The organism is Streptomyces gilvosporeus (assembly GCF_002082195.1).
Lineage (GTDB): Bacteria > Actinomycetota > Actinomycetes > Streptomycetales > Streptomycetaceae > Streptomyces > Streptomyces gilvosporeus.
In genome coordinates this window covers 3,377,584-3,398,652 of sequence record NZ_CP020569.1, presented here as the reverse complement: position 1 = coordinate 3,398,652, position 21,069 = coordinate 3,377,584, and the positions used below count along the sequence as shown (strand labels likewise).

Sequence of the window (21,069 nt, the reverse complement as noted above, 5' to 3'; positions counted from 1 at the left end):
CACCCGTCGCCCGGCCACCACCCCTCAAGGAGGCGCTTCGCGCCATGAGTAACATTCCTGAGACGGGCCGGACCTCCCGGGTCACCGTCCGTCTCATCGCGATCCAGATCCTGGTTTTCTCGCTGCTGCTCACCCTCGGCGGGCGGCTGTGGTACCTCCAGATCCGCAACGGCCAGGAGTACGCCAACGAGGCCCGGTCCAACCACGTCCAGCAGGTCGTCGAACCGGCCACCCGCGGCTCCATCCTCGACGCCCGCGGGGTACCGCTGGCCGACAACCAGACCCGTCTGGTCGTCTCCGCCAGCCGTACCGATCTGCTGAAGATGAAGGACGACGGCAAGGCCGTCCTCGGCCGGCTCTCCAACGTGCTGGGCATGTCCGAGCAGGAGATCCGCAACAAGGTCCGGCTGTGCGACGCCAAGACCCCGCAGCCCTGCTGGAACGGCTCCCCCTACCAGCCGATCCCGATCACCGACGAGGCCACCACCCAGCAGGCCCTCCAGATCCGCGAGCGCAGCGAGGACTTCCCCGGCATCAGCGCCGAGCCCACCGCCGTACGCCGCTACGCCGCCCCCGTGGGCGCCAACACCGCCCAGGTGCTGGGCTATCTCTCCCCGGTCACCGACGAGGAGATCCAGAAGGCCAAGAACAGTCGCTCGCCGCTGCTGCGCTCCGACATGGTGGGCCGCTCCGGGCTGGAGCGGACCTACGACAGCGATCTGCGCGGCAAGGCCGGCGTCACCCGCTACGAGGTCGACAACCTCGGCCGGGTCATCGGCAAGGCCAAGAGCGACCGGCAGGTGCCCGGCGACAACGTCGTCACCAGCATCGACGCCCGCGTCCAGTCCGTCGCCGAAAAAGAGCTCAACCAGGCGATGAAGGACGCCCGCAACGAGGTCGACAAGAACACCGGCACCCACTACAAGGCCGACTCCGGCGCCGTCGTCGTCATGGAGGCCAAGACCGGCCGGGTCGTGGCGATGGCCTCCAACCCCGCCTACGACCCCAACGCCTGGGTCGGCGGCATCTCCGGCAAGGACTACGCCCATCTGACCGGCAAGAAGTCCAACTACCCGCTGCTCAACCGCGCCATCCAGGGCCAGGCCGCCCCCGGCTCCATCTTCAAGGTCATCTCGACCACCGCCGCGGTCAACGCCGGATACCCGTTCAACGGGCACTACCCCTGCACCAGCTCCATGAACATCGGCGGCCAGACCTTCAAGAACTTCGAGTCGGAGAACTTCGGCCCGATCAGCCTGGGCCGCGCGCTGGAGGTCTCCTGCGACACCGTCTTCTACGGGCTGGCCTACCAGCAGTGGCAGAAGGACGGCGGCAACAAGCCCAAGAAGGACCCCGCGGACTGGTTCTACAAGACCGCCCACCAGTTCGGCCTCGGCAAGGAGACCGGCATCGACCTGCCCAACGAGGTCAAGGGCCGCATCCCCGACCGCCAGTGGAAGAAGAACTACTGGCAGGCCAACAAGGACAGCTGGTGCGCCCAGGGCAAGCACGCCAACGACTATGTCTCCAAGATCGCCAAGGAGAACTGCGAATCCGGTATGAAGATGCGCGCCGGTGACTCGGTCAACTACTCCATCGGCCAGGGCGACACCCTCGTCACACCGATCCAGATGGCCACCATCTACGGCGCCCTGTCCAACGGCGGCACCCTCTACAACCCGACCGTCGGCAAGGCCATCATCAGCCCCGACGGCAAGCACATCCGCATGATCAAGCCCCAGTCGCACGGCAGGCTGCCCGACAGCCCCGGCACCATCCAGCAGATCGACAATGCGCTGGCCGGTGTGGCCACCCGCGGCACCGCCGCCTGGCGCTTCCAGGGCTGGCCGCAGAAGAAGATCCCGATGCACGCCAAGACCGGTACCGCCGAGGTCTACGGCAAGCAGACGACGTCGTGGTTCGCCACGTACACCAAGGACTACACGATCGTGATGACGATCGCCCAGGGTGGTACGGGCTCCGGCGCCTCCGGTCCCGCCGTACGCAAGATCTACGACGCCCTCTACGGCGTCACCGACAAGGGCGACATCGACAAGAAGGCCGCACTGCTCCCGCACCCGGAGGCCAAGCTGCCCACGATCGAGGACGACGGCACGATCGACGCCCAGGCCATCAAGCCGTACAACCCGCCCAAGCCGAAGCCGTCCCCCTCGGGGAGCCCGCAGTGACCAGCCCCGCGTCCAAGACGTTCTCCGTCCGCCGTTACACCCCCGACCGGGGCACCTGGGACAAGCTCACCGCCCGCGACTCGGTCGTGCGCCGGCTCGACTGGATACTGCTGCTGTCCTCCCTGGTGCTGTCCCTGATGGGCGCGGTCCTCGTCTTCTCGGCCACCCGCAACCGCACCGAGCTCAACCACGGCGACGAGTACTTCTTCTTCCTGCACCACTTGCTCAACCTCGGCATCGGCCTGGCCATGGCCGTCGGCACGATCTGGCTCGGCCACCGCACGCTGCGCGGCGCGATCCCGATCCTCTACGGCCTGTCGGTGCTCCTCGCGCTGATGGTGCTGACCCCTCTGGGCGCCACCATCAACGGCTCGCGCTCCTGGCTCGCGATCCCCGGCGGCTTCTCCCTCCAGCCCGCCGAATTCACCAAGATCACCATCGCGCTGGGCATGGCGATGATCCTCGCCGCCCGCGTGGACGCCGGCGACCGCCAGCACCCCGACCACCGCACCGTCGTCCAGGCCCTGGGCCTCGCCGCCATCCCGGTGGGCATCATCCTGCTCATGCCCGACCTCGGCTCGGTCATGGTGCTGGGCGCCATCATCCTCGCCGTCCTGCTCTCCTCCGGCGCTTCCAACCGCTGGATCCTGGGCCTGCTGGGCACCGGCGTCGTCGGCTGCGTCGCCATCTGGCAGCTCGGTCTGCTCGACCAGTACCAGATCGCCCGCTTCGCCGCCTTCGCCAACCCGAGCCTCGACCCGGCCGGTGTCGGCTACAACACCAACCAGGCCCGCATCGCCATCGGCGGCGGCGGACTGACCGGCTCCGGCCTCTTCCACGGCAGCCAGACCACCGGCCAGTTCGTCCCCGAACAGCAGACGGACTTCATCTTCACCGTCGCCGGTGAGGAACTCGGCTTCCTCGGCGCGGGCCTGATCATCTTCCTGCTGGGCGTCGTCCTGTGGCGCGCCTGCCGGATCGCCCGCGAGACCTCCGAGCTCTACGGCACCATCGTCGCCGCCGGCATCATCGCCTGGTTCTCCTTCCAGGCCTTCGAGAACGTCGGCATGACGCTCGGCATCATGCCCGTCACCGGCCTCCCGCTGCCCTTTGTCTCCTACGGCGGCACCTCGATGTTCGCCGTGTGGATCGCCATAGGACTGCTTCAGTCGATCCGGGTGCAGCGCCCGGTGTCGGCATCGCGCTGAGACGTCCTGTGGACGCCCTGCGGACGGGGCCCGGACCACCCGGTCCGGGCCCCGTCCGCGCGCAGGCTGCCGGACGGCTGGTCGCCCGTCGGCGACATGGCTAGATTCGAGGCATGGCGGACACCGTGCGGGAAATCGAGCGGAAATACGAGGCCACCGACGCGACACCGCTGCCCGACCTGACCGCGCTGGACCGGGTCGCGGCCGTCGTCGAGCGGGGCGTGGCGGAACTGGACGCCACCTACTACGACACCGCCGACCAGAAACTCGCCGCCGACGGCATCACCCTGCGCCGGCGCACCGGCGGGGACGACGCGGGCTGGCATCTGAAGCTGCCGGTCGCGCTCGGGATCCGCGACGAGGTCCGGATGCCGCTCGCCCCGGGCGCCCCGCCCACCGACGCCCCGCCGCCGCAGCTGACCGCCCTCGTCCGCTCCCGCACGCTCGGCCACGAGCTCGTACCCCTCATCCGGCTGCGGACCCGCCGCACCGCCCGCCTCCTCCAGGCCGCCGACGGCACCCCGCTCGCCGAACTTGCCCAGGACGCGGTGCGCGCGGCCCGCGCCGACGGCAGCGGCGAGGAGGCCCGCTGGCACGAGATCGAGGTGGAGCTGACGGGGGAGGGCGATGCGGCCCTCCTCGACGCGGTCGGCCGCGAGCTGACCGCGGCGGGGGTACGGCCCGCCGCCGCGCCCTCGAAACTGGCCCGGGCGCTGACCGAGACGGGCCTGGCCGGCGGATCCCCGCACCCGCGGCACGGCCGCCGGCCGCGCACCGCCGGGGACGCCGTCCTGCGCTACGTCGACGAGCAGATCCGCGCCGTCGCCGCACTGGACCCCGCCGTCCGCCGCGACCTGCCCGACTCCGTCCACCAGATGCGGGTGGCCACCCGCCGGCTGCGCAGCGCCTTCCGCTCCTACACCGCGGTCCTCGACCGCTCCGCCACCCGCCCCCTCGGCCTCGAACTCCAGTGGCTGGCCGCGGAGTTGGGCATCGACCGGGACCGCGAGGTGCTCACCGCCCGGTTGTGGTCCGCGCTGGCGCAGGTGCCCCGGCCGCTGCGGTTCGGCCCGGTCTCCGCCCGGCTGCGCCTGTGGTCCGAACGCCGCCGCCTGGGCTCGCGGCGCGAGGTGCTCGCCGTCCTGGACGGCGACCGCTATCTGGAGCTGCTGCGCGCCCTGGAAGCGCTGCGCGCCGACCCGCCGCTGCGCCGGGCCGCCGCGCTGCCCGCGCCGGAGGTCCTGGTCAAGGCCGTACTGAAGGACTACGCCCGGCTCGCCGACCGCGTCGAGACGGCGCTGGAGACCCCCGCCGGACGCGCCCGCGACGAGGCGCTGCACAGCGCCCGCAAGGCGGCCAAGCGCCTGCGCTATGCGGCGGAGGCGGCCCGCCCGGTGCTGGGCGGGCCCGCGAAGAAGTTCGCCCGGCGCACCAAGCGTGTCCAGCAGGTGCTCGGCGACCACCAGGACAGCGTGGTGGCCCGCACCGCGCTGCGCGAGCTGGCCACCCAGGCCCACCTCGCCGGCGAGCCCGCCTTCACCTTCGGCCTCCTCTACGGCCGCGAGGAGGCGCTGGCCGCCGAGCGCGAGCGCGAGCTGCCGACGGTGTGGGCGAAGGCGGTGCCACCGGGGAAGTGGTAGCGGGGCCCGCACGGAGGGCTACGCCGTACGGGGGGTGGCGCCGTCCGGGTTACGCTTGAGAATCGCCCTGCCCAGCTCACGAAGGTTCGAGATGTCCGAGTCGGTCTTCCCGCAGCTCGAAGCTCTGCTCCCGCATGTGCAAAAGCCCATCCAGTACGTCGGCGGTGAGCTGAACTCCACCGTCAAGCCGTGGGAGAGCTGCGACGTCCGCTGGTCGCTCATGTACCCCGACGCCTACGAGGTCGGCCTGCCCAACCAGGGCGTCATGATCCTCTACGAGGTCCTCAACGAGCAGGAGGGCGTCCTCGCCGAGCGCACCTACAGCGTGTGGCCGGACCTCGAAGCGCTGATGCGCGAGCACAACGTCCCGCAGTTCACGGTGGACGGGCACCGCCCCGTCTCGGCCTTCGACGTGCTCGGCGTCTCCTTCTCCACCGAACTGGGCTACACCAACCTGCTCACCGCCCTGGACCTCGCCGGTATCCCCCTGGAGGTCAAGGACCGCACCGAGGACCACCCGCTGATCCTCGCGGGCGGCCACGCGGCCTTCAACCCGGAGCCGATCGCGGACTTCCTGGACTGCGCGGTCGTCGGCGACGGCGAGCAGGCGGTGCTGGAGATCACCGAGATCATCCGCACCTGGAAGAACGAGGGCCGCCCCGGCGGCCGCGACGAGCTGCTCTTCCGTCTCGCGAAGACCGGCAGCGTCTACGTCCCCAAGTTCTACGACGTCGAGTACCTGGCCGACGGCCGGATCTCCCGGGTCGTCCCCAACCGCTCCGGCGTCCCGTGGCGGGTCTCCAAGCACACCGTCATGGACCTCGACGAGTGGCCCTACCCCAAGCAGCCGCTCGTCCCCCTGGCCGAGACCGTCCACGAGCGGATGTCGGTCGAGATCTTCCGTGGCTGCACCCGCGGCTGCCGCTTCTGCCAGGCCGGCATGATCACGCGTCCCGTACGGGAGCGAAGCATCACCGGCATCGGCGAGATGGTGGACAAGGGCCTGAAGGCCACGGGATTCGAGGAGGTCGGCCTGCTGTCGCTGTCCTCCGCGGACCACACCGAGATCGGCGACATCGCCAAGGGCCTCGCCGACCGGTACGAGGAGGACAAGATCGGCCTGTCCCTCCCCTCCACCCGCGTCGATGCCTTCAACATCGACCTGGCCAACGAGCTGACCCGCAACGGCCGCCGCTCGGGCCTGACCTTCGCCCCCGAGGGCGGTAGCGAGCGCATCCGCAAGGTCATCAACAAGATGGTCTCGGAAGAGGACCTGATCCGGACCGTCTCCACGGCCTACGGCAACGGCTGGCGGCAGGTGAAGCTGTACTTCATGTGCGGTCTGCCGACCGAGACCGACGAGGACGTGCTCCAGATCGGCGACATGGCGGTCAACGTCATCGCCGAGGGCCGCAAGGTCTCCGGTCAGAACGACATCCGCTGCACGGTCTCCATCGGCGGTTTCGTCCCCAAGCCGCACACGCCCTTCCAGTGGGCCCCGCAGTTGTCGGCGGAGGAGACGGACGCCCGCCTCGAAAAGCTCCGCGACAAGATCCGCGGCGACAAGAAGTACGGCCGCTCCATCGGCTTCCGCTACCACGACGGCAAGCCCGGCATCGTCGAGGGCCTGCTCTCGCGCGGTGACCGCCGTGTCGGCGCTGTCATCCGGGCGGTCTACGAGGGCGGCGGCCGCTTCGACGGCTGGCGCGAGCACTTCTCCTACGACCGCTGGATGCAGGCCGCCGAGGCGACCCTGCCGCAGTTCGGCGTGGACGTCGCCTGGTACACCACCCGCGAGCGCACCTACGAGGAGGTCCTGCCCTGGGACCACCTCGACTCCGGCCTCGACAAGGACTGGCTCTGGGAGGACTGGCAGGACGCCCTCGACGAGACCGAGGTCGAGGACTGCCGGTGGACCCCGTGCTTCGACTGCGGCGTGTGCCCGCAGCTCGACCTCGACATCCAGATCGGCCCGACGGGCAAGAAGCTGCTGCCGCTGTCGGTGAAGGAGCCCGCGACCGGCGGAAACGCGCGCTGACGCGACCGAGGCAGAGAGGCCCCTTGGACATCCACTCAGAGGCTGAGTGGGTCCGAGGGGCCTCTGTGTCGTACGTGTCGGCTACCTGTCTTACTTGTCGGCGCTGTTCTCGACGTTGATGCTGCAGTTCATCGACGATCCGAGCGTGGTGGTCTGCGAACCCGCCTCGCCTCTGCTCTTCTTGCCGTTCCCCTCCCCGACCTCGCCGTAGTAGTCGAGGATCTTGTCGTCCGCCCGGCATGAGGTGCTCTGCCAGTTCTTCTCGCCGCCGACCCCGACCGACGACTTCCCGTCGTCTCGGCGGTGGGACGACTGCTGCTGCTGCGGCTGCTGTTGCTGCGACTGCTGCTGAGGCTCCTGCTGTTGCTGCTGGGGCTGCTGCTGAGGCTCCTGCTGCTGAGCCTGTGGTTGCTGTTGCTGTTGCTGCGGCTGCTGCTGGACGTACTCACGGACGACCGTCATACCGCCGTCGGCGAAGGCGGTGCCGGTGCCGAGAAGGCCGACGCTGCCGAGGGCGGCGACCACGACGGCAGCCTTACGAAGCTTGCGCATGTCATCTCCGGTGGAACGAGTGGGTACGATCAGTAATTGATCGACTTCATTCAGTTACGAGAGGGTAATAGGAAGATGCGCGAACGTTGTCGGTGACGCGCCGTGACGAAGGTCAACAGTGGAACCCGTTCCCCGCGCGGGCATATCGAGCCCGCACGGGTCGGCGCGCCACGGCCGTAGGCCCCTCCCGCCGACCGCCGTCGAGCGGGCCGTCAAGTAGGCAGCCGCGCAGGGGACTTCGGTCCGGCACCGCCCCGCCGGGAACGGCCGGCGTCTCGGGCACGTACTCTTGGTAGCAGTACGACCGCACTCACGAAGGACTGAGCGACACTGGGCAAGCGACAGCCCGAAGGCCCGCCGCCCGCACCTGCGGTGCAGCGCATCCGACTGCGCTACACCAAGCGCGGCCGCCTCCGGTTCACCAGCCACCGCGACTTCCAGCGCGCTTTCGAGCGGGCGCTCCGCCGCGCCGAGGTTCCCATGGCCTATTCGGCGGGCTTCACCCCGCACCCCAAGGTGTCGTATGCCAACGCCGCCCCGACGGGTACGGGCAGCGAGGCCGAGTACCTGGAGATCGCTCTCACCGAGCACCGCGACCCGGCCACGCTGCGCCGGCTGCTGGACGAGTCGCTGCCGGCGGGGCTGGATGTGACCGACGCCGTCGAGGCGCACACCAGCGGGCTCGCCGACCGGCTGGAGGCGTCGGTGTGGGAGATCCGGCTCGACGAGGTCGAGGGCGCCGCGGCGCAGTCGGCCGTCGAGGCGTTCCTCGCCGAGGACGAGGTGCTGGTCGAGCGGCGCACCAAGAACGGCATGCGCAGCTTCGACGCCCGCGCGGCGGTGCTGAGCCTTCAGGCGGCCGCCTGCCCGGGCGATAGGCCCGACGGCAAAGCCTGTGCGATACTGCGGCTGGTTGTTCGGCATCAGACACCTGCCGTACGACCCGACGACGTCCTGTCCGGCCTCCGAGCCACGGCCGACCTGGCGCCGCCGGTCCCCGCTGCGGTGACCAGGCTGGCGCAGGGGCCGCTCGATGCGGAGTCCGGCGCGGTGACCGACCCGCTGGCGCCCGACCGCGACGCTGCCCTGGCCGCCCCATCCACGGCCGCCGGGCCTCGTGCCGCGAAGGCGGCGAGCGGGGCCTCCCCGGCAGCCGGGGACGGTACTGCGTAGGACCCGTCGATGCGTCGCCGATCAGCCAGGGTGCCACCCCGGCCCGGCAGGCGCACTGACCAGGAGACTTTCGCCGGTCCCCGACCTACGGGCCCGGCGAGCGAGACGACAGCTCCCGTGCGGCGCCCGCGCCCCGGACAGCGGCACCGCGCTCATCACGCGGGCCGTGGCCGGAATCAGGCGCGGCGCCCGGGAGCGTGACGGGAGAACCGCCCGCATGCTCGAACCAATTGAGCCCACTGAAGCCACTGGGTCTGCGGACCTCGGCGTGGACAACAACAACTCACCCAGCGACACCCTGCCGCCGCGCCGCAGGCGCCGTGCGGCATCCCGGCCGGCCGGTCCGCCGGCCGGCACCGACGCTCCGACCGAGGTCGTGAGCGCCGAGACCCCGGCGGCGCAGCCCGTGGCCGAGGAGGCCATCGCGTCCGCGGTCACCACCGGGGACGCCGCCAAGCCCGCGCGTTCGCGGCGTCGTGCCACCCGTAAGGCGACCGCTCCGGCGGGTGCGCCGCAGGCCGGTGGGGCCGAGTCGGCCGAGGCCGTGGTGCCCGTTTCGGCTGCTGTCGAGGCGCCGGTGGCGGAGGACGTCGAGGAGGAGGCGGTGGAGGCCGCCAAGCCCGCGCGGACGCGCCGCCGTGCCACCCGTAAGGTCACCGCTCCGGCCGCGGCCCCGCAGGTGAGCGCGGCCGAGGAGCCCGCCGTCGAGGCCGTCGCCAAGGCCGTCGACGAGGAGGAGGCCGCGGAGCAGCCCGTCGAGGAGGCCCGTCCGGCCCGTGCGCGCCGCCGTGCCACCCGCAAGGTGACCGCCGCCGAGGGCGCGCCGCAGGCCGCCGAGGAAGCCGCCGCTGAGGCCGAGCCCGCCGAGCCCAAGCGCCGGGTGCGCCGCCGCGGCGAGCGCGCCGCGGAGCCGGTCGCCGAGGCGCCCCGGGCCGAGGAGGAGGCCGCGCCGGAGGCTCCGGCGCGCGGCCGCCGCCGGGCGCAGCGCCCGCCGACCGCCGTCTTCCAGGCGCCGGTGTTCGCCGAGCCGATGTTCCAGACCCCGGAGAGCGCGGCCGCCGCGCACGCCGCGGCCCGTCAGGAGGAGGCCGCCACCGAGCAGGTTGCCGAGGAGCAGCCCGCCGCCGGTCCGCGCCGTCGCCGCCGTCGCGGCGCGCAGGCCGAGGTGCAGGCCACCGCGCCCGTCGAGGAGCCGACGGCCGAGGAGGCCGCCGAGGAGGAGCCCGAGGAGCCGGTCGAGGCCGCGCACGGCGAGGAAGAGGGCGGCGAGCGCCCCTCGCGCCGTCGCCGTCGTGGTGGCCGTCGCCGCCGCCGTGGCGAGGCCGCTGAGGGCGGCGAGGAGCAGCCCGAGGCCGCCCGTACGGACGAGCCGGCGGCCGAGGAGGAGCCCGAGGAGCAGGCCGCCGAGGAGCCCCAGGAGGCCGCCGAGGAGCAGCCCGGGGGCGGTACGAGCAGCAGCCGTCGCCGTCGTCGCCGCCGTCGGCGCAGCGGTGAGGCCATGGAGACGGAGCCGGCCGCGGACGAGCCGGAGCGCACCGTCGTCAAGGTGCGCGAGCCCCGCAAGAAGGAGGAGCCCTCCGACGAGGTGCAGTCGATCAAGGGGTCGACGCGCCTGGAGGCGAAGAAGCAGCGCCGCCGCGAGGGCCGCGAGCAGGGCCGCCGCCGGGTGCCGATCATCACCGAGGCGGAGTTCCTGGCGCGCCGCGAGGCCGTCGAGCGGGTGATGGTCGTCCGCCAGAGCGGCGAGCGCACCCAGATCGGCGTGCTGGAGGACAACGTCCTCGTCGAGCACTTCGTCAACAAGGAGCAGGCCACCAGCTACGTCGGCAACGTCTACCTGGGCAAGGTCCAGAACGTCCTGCCGTCCATGGAGGCCGCCTTCGTCGACATCGGCAAGGGCCGCAACGCCGTCCTGTACGCCGGTGAGGTCAACTTCGAGGCGCTGGGCATGTCCAACGGCCCGCGCCGCATCGAGACCGCGCTGAAGTCCGGCCAGTCGGTGCTGGTGCAGGTCACCAAGGACCCGATCGGCCACAAGGGCGCCCGCCTGACCAGCCAGGTCTCGCTGCCCGGCCGCTACCTGGTCTACGTGCCCGAGGGCTCGATGACCGGTATCAGCCGCAAGCTTCCCGACACCGAGCGGGCGCGGCTGAAGCAGATCCTCAAGAAGATCGTCCCCGAGGACGCGGGCGTCATCGTCCGTACGGCCGCCGAGGGCGCCAGCGAGGAAGAGCTGGCGCGCGACGTCCAGCGGCTCCAGGCGCAGTGGGAGGAGATCCAGAAGAAGGCGAAGGCCGCTTCGACCAGCTCCCCGTCGCTGCTCTACGGCGAGCCGGACATGACCGTCCGGGTCGTCCGCGACATCTTCAACGAGGACTTCTCCAAGGTCATCGTCAGCGGTGACGACGCCTGGCAGACCATCCACGGCTATGTTGCGCATGTCGCCCCGGACCTGGTCGACCGGCTCCAGAAGTGGACCTCGGACGTCGACGTCTTCGCGACGTACCGCATCGACGAGCAGCTGATGAAGGCCCTGGACCGCAAGGTCTGGCTGCCCAGCGGGGGATCGCTGGTGATCGACCGGACCGAGGCGATGGTCGTGGTCGACGTCAACACCGGCAAGTTCACCGGCCAGGGCGGCAACCTGGAGGAGACGGTCACCAGGAACAACCTGGAGGCGGCCGAGGAGATCGTGCGTCAGCTGCGGCTGCGCGACCTCGGCGGCATCATCGTGATCGACTTCATCGACATGGTGCTGGAGTCCAACCGTGACCTGGTGCTGCGGCGTCTGCTGGAGTGCCTGGGCCGCGACCGTACGAAGCACCAGGTGGCCGAGGTCACCTCGCTGGGCCTGGTGCAGATGACCCGTAAGCGGGTCGGCCAGGGCCTGCTGGAGTCCTTCTCCGAGTCGTGTGTGCACTGCAACGGCCGGGGCGTGATCGTCCACATGGACCAGCCGACGACGGCCGGCGGTGGCGGCAAGCGCAAGAAGAAGGGCAAGGCGGCCGCCGCCGAGCCCGTCGAGCCGCAGGTCCAGGAGGTCGAGGCGATCGAGCCGACCCCGGACGGCGGCGAGCCGGAGCTGGAGCCCGTTGCGGTGACCGAGGCCGAGCTGCAGCCCACGGTGGCCGGCGCCGACGAGTGGTTCGGCAGCCCGGCGGAGGCCGAGGCGGCCGCCGCCGGACGGGGCCGTGGCCGCCGCCGGGTGAGCCGGAAGGTGTCCGCTCCGGCGGGCGCCCCCAGGGCCGCCGCCGAGGAGGCCGCCGCGATCGTGGTCCCGGCCGAGCCGGAGCCCGTCGTCGAGGCCGAGCCGGCCGTCGAGGCACCGGCGGTCGAGGCCGCGCCGCCGCGCAAGCGCCGTCGGGTGACCCGTAAGGTCACCGCGCCGGCGGCTTCGCCGGAGGTCGCCGAGGAGGCCGCGGCGACGGTCGTCATCGCGGCGCCGGTGGCGGAGGCCGTCACCGAGCCGGTGGCGGAGCCGGTCGCCGAGGCGGCCGCCGAGGCCGAGCCCGAGGCCGCGCCCACCAAGAAGACGGCGAAGAAGGCGGCGGCCAAGAAGGCCACCGCCAAGAAGACCGCGGCGAAGAAGGCCACGGCCAAGAAGACGGCGGCGAAGAAGACCACCACCGCCAAGAAGGCCACGGCGAAGAAGACCACCGCGAAGAAGGCGACGACGAAGAAGGCGGCGGCCAAGAAGACCGCCGCCGCCGAGTAGGCCCCGGCAGCGCAGGCAGAGGGCGCGGCGTAAGCCGCTCCAGTGGAGCCGGTGCTTGCTCCGGGGGCTTCCGCGGAGGACTGAGCGGCACGCCGCGCCCCGGACCGGGTACCCGGTCCGGGGCCGGTTTGACCCCCTGGTCGAGGCCCCGTAACCTTGGCCGTCGGTGTCTGTGTGACACCAAACCCCTGAGCAAACACCTCTCGGCAGTCCGCCGAGGGAGGCCGCTCGTCCCGCCCGGTCCCCGGGTCGGATTCCACGGGCCATCCCGAGCCCGTGAGAGCGGCTGGCATCAGAGGATCCGTTTCTAGCGAAAGAGAGTTCCGCGTGTACGCGATCGTGCGCACCGGCGGACGCCAGCAGAAGGTTGCTGTTGGCGACGTCATCGAGGTTGACCGCATTTCCACCAGCAAGGTCGGCGACACCGTCGAGCTCTCCACGCTGCTGGTCGTCGATGGTGACGCCGTCACCAGCGACCCGTGGGTCCTGGCCGGCGTGAAGGTCCAGGCCGAGGTCGTCGACCACCACAAGGGCGACAAGATCCGGATCCAGAAGTACAAGAACAAGACCGGTTACAAGAAGCGGATCGGCCACCGCCAGCTCCACACGGCGCTGAAGATCACCGGCATCGACGCTCCGGCGAAGTAAGGGACTGAGGAGACATGGCACACAAGAAGGGCGCATCGTCCACTCGGAACGGTCGCGATTCCAATGCTCAGCGGCTCGGCGTGAAGCGCTTCGGCGGTCAGGCCGTCCTCGCCGGTGAGATCCTGGTCCGCCAGCGTGGCACCCACTTCCACCCGGGCACGGGCGTCGGCCGCGGCGGCGACGACACCCTGTTCGCCCTTGAGGCCGGTGCGGTGCAGTTCGGCACCCACCGTGGCCGCAAGGTCGTGAACATCGTCCCGGTCGCCCAGTAATCACGGCACGGACGTAGCAACTCGGCTGGTGGTCCGGGGGGTATCCCCCGGCCCGGCACAGCCCCAGGGGCGGACCGCCTTTTCCCGCGGGAGCGGGAAGGCCGGTCCGCCCTTGGCGTGTTACGACTGAGATATCCCGCTCAACACCCCCGGGCGGTGCGCAGATCCGTACCGCCCCGACATTCCCGTTTTTCTGGAGGCACCCACCATGACCACCTTCGTGGACCGCGTCGAGCTGCATGTCGCCGCGGGTAACGGAGGCCACGGCGTGGCCTCCGTGATGCGGGAGAAGTTCAAACCGCTGGGCGGCCCCGACGGCGGCAACGGCGGCCGCGGCGGCGATGTGATCCTGGTCGTCGACCAGGACGTCACCACGCTCCTCGAATACCACCACCACCCGCACCGCAAGGCCACCAACGGTGCGCCGGGCGCGGGCGACAACCGCTCCGGCAAGAACGGCCAGGACCTGGTGCTGCCGGTCCCCGACGGCACCGTGGTCCTCGACCGCAACGGTGAGGTGCTGGCCGACCTCGTCGGCCAGGGCACCACCTTCATCGCCGGCCAGGGCGGCCGCGGCGGCCTCGGCAACGCCGCGCTGGCCTCGGCCCGTCGCAAGGCCCCCGGCTTCGCGCTGCTCGGCGAGCCCGGCGAGACCCGCGACATCGTCCTGGAGCTGAAGACCGTCGCGGACGTGGCCCTGGTCGGCTACCCCAGCGCCGGAAAGTCCTCCCTGATCTCGGTCCTCTCGGCCGCCAAGCCGAAGATCGCGGACTACCCCTTCACCACCCTGGTGCCCAACCTCGGTGTGGTGACCGCCGGTTCGACCGTCTACACCATCGCGGACGTCCCCGGTCTGATCCCCGGCGCCAGCCAGGGCAAGGGGCTGGGCCTGGAGTTCCTGCGGCACGTCGAGCGCTGCGAGGTGCTCGTGCACGTTCTGGACACCGCGACCCTGGAGTCCGACCGCGACCCGGTCTCCGACCTCGACACCATCGAGGAGGAGCTCACCCAGTACGGCGGTCTCGACAACCGTCCCCGGGTGGTCGTCCTCAACAAGATCGATGTGCCGGACGGCAAGGACCTCGCCGACCTGATCCGCCCCGATCTGGAGGAGCGCGGCTACCGCGTCTTCGAGGTCTCTGCGGTCGCCCATATGGGCCTCAAGGAGCTGTCGTACGCGCTGGCCGACATCGTCGCCAAGGCCCGCGCGGCCAAGCCCGTACAGGAAGCCACCCGTATCGTCATCCGGCCCAAGGCCGTGGACGACGCGGGCTTCACGGTCACGGCCGAGGGCGAGAACTTCTTCCGCGTGCGGGGCGAGAAGCCCGAGCGCTGGATCCGCCAGACCGACTTCAACAACGACGAGGCCGTCGGTTACCTCGCCGACCGCCTGAACCGCCTGGGTGTGGAGGACGCGCTGCGCAAGGCGGGCGCCCACGCCGGCGACGGCATCGCCATCGGTGCCGAGGACAACGCCGTCGTGTTCGACTGGGAGCCGATGATGGCGGCCGGTGCCGAGATGCTGGGCCGCCGCGGCGAGGACCACCGCATGGAGGCGCCCCGGCCGGCCGCGCAGCGCCGCAGGGACCGGGACGCGCAGCGGGACGAGGCGGACGAGGAGTACGACGGCTTCCGGCCGTTCTAGGCGTTTCGGCCGATACGGGGCCCATACGGGGCCGATACGGGGAAGGCCCGGGAGGATCTCCTCCCGGGCCTTCCCCATATCCGTGTATCCGTACCGGTCCTCCGTGCGGGGCCGCGGGTGCCCCGCTGCGGGCTAGACGGCCGCAGGCGTGTCCGCAGCCCCGCTGGGCTCGTTTCCGGCCGTCACGGCGGCGTCTGACGTGTCCGCGGCGGCCTGCGAGCGCTGCCCGGGGATGCCCGACAGACGGCTCTCCATCCGCCGGCGCCGCTCATCGGCCTGGGCGCACAGCGCCAGGGCGGCCTCGTTGAAGCGCACCGCGGACGGCGGGTCGGACGGGCCGAGCAGATGCTCCTTGAGCTCGGCGCGCTCGGCGGCCAGGGCGTCGAGCTCCGGACTGCGTACGGCCTTGAGGAGTCCGGCCACCCCGCTCGCGTCGGGCGTGAGGATGGTCGCCGCCCGCACGGTGGGGAAGTTCGCCCGGAACTCGTCCTCGCTCATCCCCGAGGTGTTGGCGACCGCGTAGGGCTTCTCGCTGCTCAGGTAGTCCGAGACCACGCTGGAGACATCGCTGATCAGCACGTCGGCCTCGTTGAAGCAGGCGAAGATGCCGGGCCGGGCGGTGGTGATGACCACGTGCTGCCAGTCGGGGAAGGACTGCCAGTACGCCGCCTCCCAGGCGTCCACGGCGGCATCGACGGCGGCCGAACGGCCCTTTTCCGGCGTGCCCTGCAGCCGCATCCGCTCCAGTTCGTCCGCACTCGCGCGGAAGCCGGAGGTGGTCAGCGCCTGGAGCTCCTCGGCCCGGCGGGCCAGCTCGGCGGCGGCCTCGGGGCCGGGCTGCGCACCGCTGCGCCGGCCGTTGGCCTCGGCGATCATCGCCTGGATACGGGCGTTGGCGGCGCCCGCCCGCGGGTCGACCGAACCGGTCATCGGATGCGGCTTGTACAGCAGCCGGACGGTGTCGTCGGCCAGCAGCTCCCGGACGATGTTCTCGCCCGCCAGGATCACCGAGGTGTTGCCCGGGTTGCCGTCCCAGCCCTCCCAGGTCGGGGCGTACAGCACGGTGGTCGGCCGGTCCTGCGGCGCGCCCTCGTACGGCCGGATCGGGGCCAGCTGCGGGCGGCCCACCTCGACGACGTCCTTGTCCTCCACACCGATGTCGGCGAGCTGGTAGCGGTCGCGGGCCGCCGGGCCGGCCACCCACACCTCGTCGTACGCCTTGGCGTACGGGTTGCAGGAGGACAGCTTGTCGCTCTCGCCGTGGTTGATGAACGCGTGCTTGATGGACGGGATCCGCAGGATCTGCGAGGTCTTGCCGGAGTTCGCCGGGTGCAGCAGGACCTTGAGCGTCGAGTGCTCCAGGCGCATCAGGTTGGCGACCTTGGGGATGCAGACGATCGGGATGTCCGTGGCCTCGATCTTCTGCACCATGAAGCGTTCGCGGAGCACGATGATCGGGTTGCCGTCCAGGCCGGCGAGGGTGCTCAGCCACATGTTGGCCTGGTAGGCGGAGGAGGCGCCGCCGGAGAAGTACATGCCGACCGTGGGCTCGTAGTCGGCGAGCCAGCCGTCCAGCCACTCCAGGGCGCGCTGTTCGGAGACGACCCGCTTCTTGGGCAGCAGCCAGGTGCCCAGGTAGACGGTGCCCGCGGCGGAGAGGACCAGGGAGACGGCGATGCCGATACCGCCCCAGTACGCGTCGGTGGTGACCGCGGTCACCATCATGCCGGTGGTGGTGGGGACCGAGAAGCGCAGCAGCCGCCGGCCCGTCTGGCGGGAGAGGATGCGCGGCGGGGCGTCGGACAGCCGCAGCGCGCTCGTGTCGATGTTGCGCGTCACGAACGGCAGGCTGCGGGACCGCCGGACCAGCACCGCGACCGCCTGGCACACGAAGTGGGTGCCGTAGAAGAGCAGCAGCGTGATGGTGAGCGGCGCCTGCTCCTCTAGCGGGTTGATGCCGTCGATGTGCAGCAGGCCGACAAGTATCACCATGTCGCGCAGCAGTTGGCGGACCGTGACGTCGAACCGGATCCGGCCGAGCACGGACAGCAGGCCGGGCTGCTTGTGCTGGAGGATCAGGTCGAGTCCCAGGTTGACCACGGACGCGGCGATGAACAGCGGAATGATCGGCAGCAGCGCACCGACCAGCTGGGCGGTGAACGCGAGCATCATCGCGAAGAGGGCCGCGAACTGCACGGCTCGGCGGGGGACGAATCCGGCGGAAGGCACGGTGGGAGGGCTCCTGGCAGCAATAAAGGTCAGGGGGGAGACCGAGGGGGGGCGGCCGGGTCCCGCGCTGCGACGCCGCCGGAGCGGCGAAACGGGACCGATGGACACCCGACCGTATGACCTTGTTGGCCTTGGTGACAATCTGCTGTGGCTCTGATCACCGCGAAAGCGGACCAAACGAGCAACCATATGGACCCCACCGCCGTCTTAACGTTTTCCAGGGCACGCCGGGAGGGCGTACGGGCAACGTCGTCCGGGTAACCCGGTGGACCCGTCGCCGCGGCGAACCGCGGTGTCCGCGCGGGCGTCCGCCAGGCGATATCGCGGCGCGCCCGAGGCCGGTCCTGCCGTAGATTGCGCCCGTAGGACCGTTTCAGGGGCGAGCGATAACAGGGGTATCTCAGGTGTCAGGCGCAGCAGGCGCGACAGGTGCGAAAGGCGCGCGGCAGGACGTGGCGGACGCCCGCCGGATCGTGGTCAAGATCGGCTCGTCGTCGCTGACCACGGCCGCCGGGGGACTGGACGCGGACCGCGTGGACGCGCTGGTGGACGTGCTGGCCAAACATGAGGACAAGGAGATCGTGCTGGTCTCCTCCGGAGCCATCGCGGCCGGGCTCGCGCCGCTGGGGCTGGAGCGCCGCCCGCGCGACCTGGCCCGCCAGCAGGCCGCCGCCAGCGTCGGCCAGGGCCTGCTCGTCGCCCGGTACACCGCCTCCTTCGCGCGCTACGGCCGCCGCGTCGGCCAGGTCCTGCTGACCTCCGACGACACCAGCCGCCGCGCCCACTACCGCAACGCCTACCGGACCCTGGACCAGCTGCTGGCCATGGGCGCCGTACCGATCGTCAACGAGAACGACACCGTCGCCACCGACGAGATCCGCTTCGGCGACAACGACCGCCTCGCCGCGCTGGTGGCCCATCTCGTCCGCGCCGATGTGCTGATCCTGCTCTCCGATGTCGACGGGCTCTACGACGGCGACCCCTCCACCCCCGGTACGTCGCGGATAGCGGAGGTGCGCGGGCCCCAGGACCTGGAGGGCATCTCCATCGGCAGCGCGGGCAAGGCCGGGGTGGGCACCGGCGGCATGGTCACCAAGGTGGAGGCGGCCCGGATCGCGGCGGCGGCCGGCGTCCCGGTCGTCCTCACCTCCGCCGTGCACGCCACCGATGCGCTGGCCGGCCGCCCCACCGGCACCCACTTCCTGCCCACCGGCCGCCGCTCCGCCGACCGGCTGCTGTGGCTGGCGCACGCCTCCACCCCGCAGGGCGCGCTGGTCCTGGACGACGGCGCCGTCGAGGCCGTCGTCGAACGGCATTCCTCGCTGCTGCCGGCCGGGATCGCCTCCGTCGAGGGGGAGTTCTCCGCCGGTGACCCGGTCGAGCTGCGCGACGGCGGCGGGCGGGCGGTGGCCCGCGGGCTCGTCAATTTCGACGCCCGGGAAATCCCCCGTCTGATGGGCCGCTCGACCCGCGATCTCGCCCGTGAGCTGGGCCCCGCCTATGAGCGGGAGGTCGTGCACCGCGACGATCTGGTGCTGCTGCACCACTGAGCGCCTGCCGCCCGGCTGACGGCCGTCACGGCACGAAAACACCCCCGCGGCGCGGCGCGAAGTCCGGCCTTTCCGCGGAGACCTTCGCGAAAACGGCCCCGCGAGGGCCCGCGGGCTGGTCAACTTGGTGGCGGCGGCGCCGTGGGTCGGCGGCGTCCGGGGCGCCCGCGCACCTGGCGCCGTGGGGGAGCGGCGCCCGCAGCGCGCGAGCGCATACGCCGCAGTACGACCGCACCCATCGGCTCCGCACTCCCCGAGGGCGGAGCGATTCGCAGCACAGGAGGCCGCCGGTGAGACGAGGGCGCCCGGGGGCTCTGCCCCGAGGGACGGCGGAGCGCACACTGACCAGCGTCCGGGCCGGAGGGGACGCCGTCCGCCCGGACGACGAGCGTACGGAGCGGGCCGGGACGGCACCGGCGGCGCCGGAGGGCGCCCGCCGGGAGGCGTCCCGGCTGTGGCACATCACGTTGAGCGTCTCGGGCGAGGAGGCACCGTTGAAGGATGTCCGGCGCGCGCTCGAACAGCTCGCCCACGACCATCCCTTCCTGCTGACCAGCCGCTACGCCAACGACCACGCCGAGATCCGCTACTGGGAGGAGGCGCGGGACCTGCACGACGCGGCGGCGGTGGCCCTGCGGCTGTGGGGCGAACACCGCTCGACGGCCAAACTGCCGCCCTGGGAGATCGTCGGCCTGGAAGTCATCGACCGCGAGACCTACCACCAGCGCATCGCCGAGGGATACGGGCCGCCGCCCGCTTCGCCGGTCGGGGTCCATCCGTATTAGCGCCTGCCCTGGGGGAAGTTGTGGCCGGGCCGGGGCCGCCGGCGTTCCGCACTGTGAAATGCGGCGTGGCCGCGGCCCGTCGCCGAGCTAGGCTTCGGCCATGACCAGCAGCGCATCCGCCACCTCGCCCGTCCTCGAGACCGCCCGCCGTGCGAAGGAGGCGGCCGCCGAGCTGGCGCCGCTGCCGCGGACGGCCCGCGACGGGGCGCTGCTCGCCATCGCCGACGCCCTGGTGGCCCGTACGGACGCGATCGTCGCCGCCAACGCCGAGGACATCGCCAAGGCGCGCGCCGCAGGCACCGCCGAGTCGATCGTGGACCGGCTCACCCTCACCCCCGAGCGGATCGCGGCCATCGCCGCGGACGTGCGCGATGTGGTCGCGCTGCCCGACCCGGTGGGCGAGGTGGTCCGCGGCTCGACCCTGCCCAACGGGCTGGACCTGCGCCAGGTCCGGGTCCCGCTGGGTGTGATCGGCATCATCTACGAGGCCCGGCCCAATGTGACCGTCGACGCCGCCGCGCTGTGCCTGAAGTCCGGCAACGCCGTGCTGCTGCGCGGTTCGTCCTCCGCGTACGCCTCGAACACCGCCCTGGTGGAGGTGCTCCGCGGGGCCGTCGAGGGCGCCGGGCTGCCCGCCGACGCGGTGCAGCTGGTGCCGGGCGAGAGCCGCGAGTCGGTCCGCGAGCTGATGCGGGCCCGCGGCCTGGTGGACGTGCTGATCCCGCGCGGCGGCGCCTCGCTGATCCGTACGGTCGTCGAGGAGTCCATCGTCCCGGTGATCGAGACCGGCACCGGCAACTGCCACGTCTACGTCGACGAGGCCGCCGACATCGATATGGCGATCGACATCCTGATCAACTCCAAGGCGCAGCGGCCCAGCGTCTGCAACGCCGCCGAGACGGTGCTGGTGCACGCCGGGATCGCCGAGAAGTTCCTGCCGCGTGCCCTGGAGGCGCTCACCCAGGCGGGCGTGGTGGTGCACGGTGACGCCGCGTGGCAGCAGGCCGGCCCCGGGCTGGTCGCGCCCGCCACCGACGAGGACTGGGCGACCGAGTACCTCTCGTACGACATCGCGGCCGCCGTGGTGCCGGACCTGGACGCGGCGGTGGCGCACATCCGGCGCTGGACCTCCGGCCACACCGAGGCGATCGTCACCACCTCGCAGGCCGCCGCCCGCCGCTTCACCCAGTTGGTGGATTCCACGACCGTCGCGGTCAATGCCTCCACCCGCTTCACCGACGGCGGCCAGTTCGGCTTCGGCGCCGAGATCGGCATCTCGACGCAGAAGCTGCACGCCCGCGGCCCCATGGGCCTGCCGGAGCTCACGTCCACCAAGTACATCGTCACAGGGGACGGGCATACCCGCTAGAACGCTGCGTTGTGGTCGGCCGGGGCGGGAGCCGTTGTCGGTTGCTGTGGGGATTC

The 21,069-nt window shown here is 71.6% G+C and carries 14 protein-coding genes; 12 read left to right on the top strand and 2 right to left on the bottom strand.

Translation table 11 applies throughout. The annotated features are described in order from the left end of the window. Positions 1-44 precede the first annotated feature (44 nt). From mrdA to B1H19_RS14975, 4 genes are all read left to right on the top strand, one after another. On the top strand, positions 45-2,189 hold the full coding sequence (gene mrdA, locus B1H19_RS14990) for a penicillin-binding protein 2 (RefSeq protein ID WP_083105223.1): 2,145 nt from the start codon (positions 45-47) through the stop codon (positions 2,187-2,189). Beyond that, positions 2,186-3,397: a rod shape-determining protein RodA gene (rodA, locus tag B1H19_RS14985; RefSeq protein ID WP_083105222.1), complete on the top strand. Its 1,212-nt coding sequence runs from the start codon at positions 2,186-2,188 to the stop codon at positions 3,395-3,397. Before mrdA ends, rodA begins: the two co-directional genes overlap by 4 nt. A 113-nt stretch (positions 3,398-3,510) precedes the next feature. Further along, positions 3,511-5,037 (top strand): CYTH and CHAD domain-containing protein, encoded by a 1,527-nt coding sequence (locus B1H19_RS14980; protein WP_083105221.1) that lies wholly within the window; start codon positions 3,511-3,513, stop codon positions 5,035-5,037. Between the two features lie 91 nt (positions 5,038-5,128). Further along, positions 5,129-7,075: a TIGR03960 family B12-binding radical SAM protein gene (locus B1H19_RS14975; RefSeq protein WP_083105220.1), complete on the top strand. Its 1,947-nt coding sequence runs from the start codon at positions 5,129-5,131 to the stop codon at positions 7,073-7,075. 90 nt (positions 7,076-7,165) lie between these two features. On the opposite strand, the gene B1H19_RS38660 is transcribed toward B1H19_RS14975, so the two are convergent. After that, entirely contained in the window at positions 7,166-7,627 is a 462-nt protein-coding gene (locus B1H19_RS38660) for a hypothetical protein (protein WP_083105219.1), read from the bottom strand. Between the two features lie 372 nt (positions 7,628-7,999). Between B1H19_RS38660 and B1H19_RS14965 the strand changes: the two genes are divergently transcribed. The 5 genes from B1H19_RS14965 to obgE all read left to right on the top strand — a co-directional run bounded on the left by B1H19_RS14965 (position 8,000) and on the right by obgE (position 15,080). Next, a complete protein-coding gene (locus B1H19_RS14965; protein ID WP_083105218.1) occupies positions 8,000-8,800 on the top strand; it encodes a TIGR03936 family radical SAM-associated protein in 801 nt (266 codons plus the stop codon). Between the two features lie 217 nt (positions 8,801-9,017). Beyond that, positions 9,018-12,515, top strand: a complete 3,498-nt coding sequence (locus tag B1H19_RS14960) for an Rne/Rng family ribonuclease (RefSeq protein WP_083105217.1) — start codon at positions 9,018-9,020, stop codon at positions 12,513-12,515. Between the two features lie 327 nt (positions 12,516-12,842). After that, positions 12,843-13,163 (top strand): 50S ribosomal protein L21, encoded by a 321-nt coding sequence (gene rplU, locus B1H19_RS14955; RefSeq protein WP_018538042.1) that lies wholly within the window; start codon positions 12,843-12,845, stop codon positions 13,161-13,163. 14 nt (positions 13,164-13,177) lie between these two features. Further along, complete coding sequence (gene rpmA / locus B1H19_RS14950) at positions 13,178-13,435, top strand: 50S ribosomal protein L27 (RefSeq protein ID WP_030066598.1); 258 nt, start codon at positions 13,178-13,180, stop codon at positions 13,433-13,435. Positions 13,436-13,643: 208 nt separating this feature from the next. Then, positions 13,644-15,080 (top strand): GTPase ObgE, encoded by a 1,437-nt coding sequence (gene obgE / locus B1H19_RS14945; protein ID WP_083105216.1) that lies wholly within the window; start codon positions 13,644-13,646, stop codon positions 15,078-15,080. A 132-nt stretch (positions 15,081-15,212) separates the two neighbouring features. On the opposite strand, the gene B1H19_RS14940 is transcribed toward obgE, so the two are convergent. Further along, positions 15,213-17,309: a hypothetical protein gene (locus B1H19_RS14940; RefSeq protein ID WP_083105215.1), complete on the bottom strand. Its 2,097-nt coding sequence runs from the start codon at positions 17,307-17,309 to the stop codon at positions 15,213-15,215. 452 nt (positions 17,310-17,761) lie between these two features. On the opposite strand from B1H19_RS14940, the gene proB reads away from it, so the two are divergent. From proB to B1H19_RS14925, 3 genes are all read left to right on the top strand, one after another. Next, on the top strand, positions 17,762-18,859 hold the full coding sequence (proB, locus tag B1H19_RS14935) for a glutamate 5-kinase (protein ID WP_083105214.1): 1,098 nt from the start codon (positions 17,762-17,764) through the stop codon (positions 18,857-18,859). A gap of 290 nt (positions 18,860-19,149) precedes the next feature. Then, positions 19,150-19,644 (top strand): hypothetical protein, encoded by a 495-nt coding sequence (locus B1H19_RS14930; RefSeq protein ID WP_083105213.1) that lies wholly within the window; start codon positions 19,150-19,152, stop codon positions 19,642-19,644. Positions 19,645-19,744: 100 nt separating this feature from the next. Further along, positions 19,745-21,013, top strand: a complete 1,269-nt coding sequence (locus tag B1H19_RS14925; RefSeq protein ID WP_083105212.1) for a glutamate-5-semialdehyde dehydrogenase — start codon at positions 19,745-19,747, stop codon at positions 21,011-21,013. Positions 21,014-21,069: the final 56 nt, after the last annotated feature.

What these genes read in the sequence shown, in the direction of transcription:
- mrdA (WP_083105223.1), top strand. Translation starts at nt 45, where the DNA reads ATGAGTAACATTCCTGAGACGGGCCGGACCTCCCGGGTCACCGTCCGT.
- B1H19_RS14960 (WP_083105217.1), top strand. Translation starts at nt 9,018, where the DNA reads ATGCTCGAACCAATTGAGCCCACTGAAGCCACTGGGTCTGCGGACCTC.
- B1H19_RS14925 (WP_083105212.1), top strand. Translation starts at nt 19,745, where the DNA reads ATGACCAGCAGCGCATCCGCCACCTCGCCCGTCCTCGAGACCGCCCGC.
- B1H19_RS38660 (WP_083105219.1), bottom strand. Translation starts at nt 7,627, where the DNA reads ATGCGCAAGCTTCGTAAGGCTGCCGTCGTGGTCGCCGCCCTCGGCAGC.
- B1H19_RS14975 (WP_083105220.1), top strand. Translation starts at nt 5,129, where the DNA reads ATGTCCGAGTCGGTCTTCCCGCAGCTCGAAGCTCTGCTCCCGCATGTG.
- rpmA (WP_030066598.1), top strand. Translation starts at nt 13,178, where the DNA reads ATGGCACACAAGAAGGGCGCATCGTCCACTCGGAACGGTCGCGATTCC.
- obgE (WP_083105216.1), top strand. Translation starts at nt 13,644, where the DNA reads ATGACCACCTTCGTGGACCGCGTCGAGCTGCATGTCGCCGCGGGTAAC.
- B1H19_RS14980 (WP_083105221.1), top strand. Translation starts at nt 3,511, where the DNA reads ATGGCGGACACCGTGCGGGAAATCGAGCGGAAATACGAGGCCACCGAC.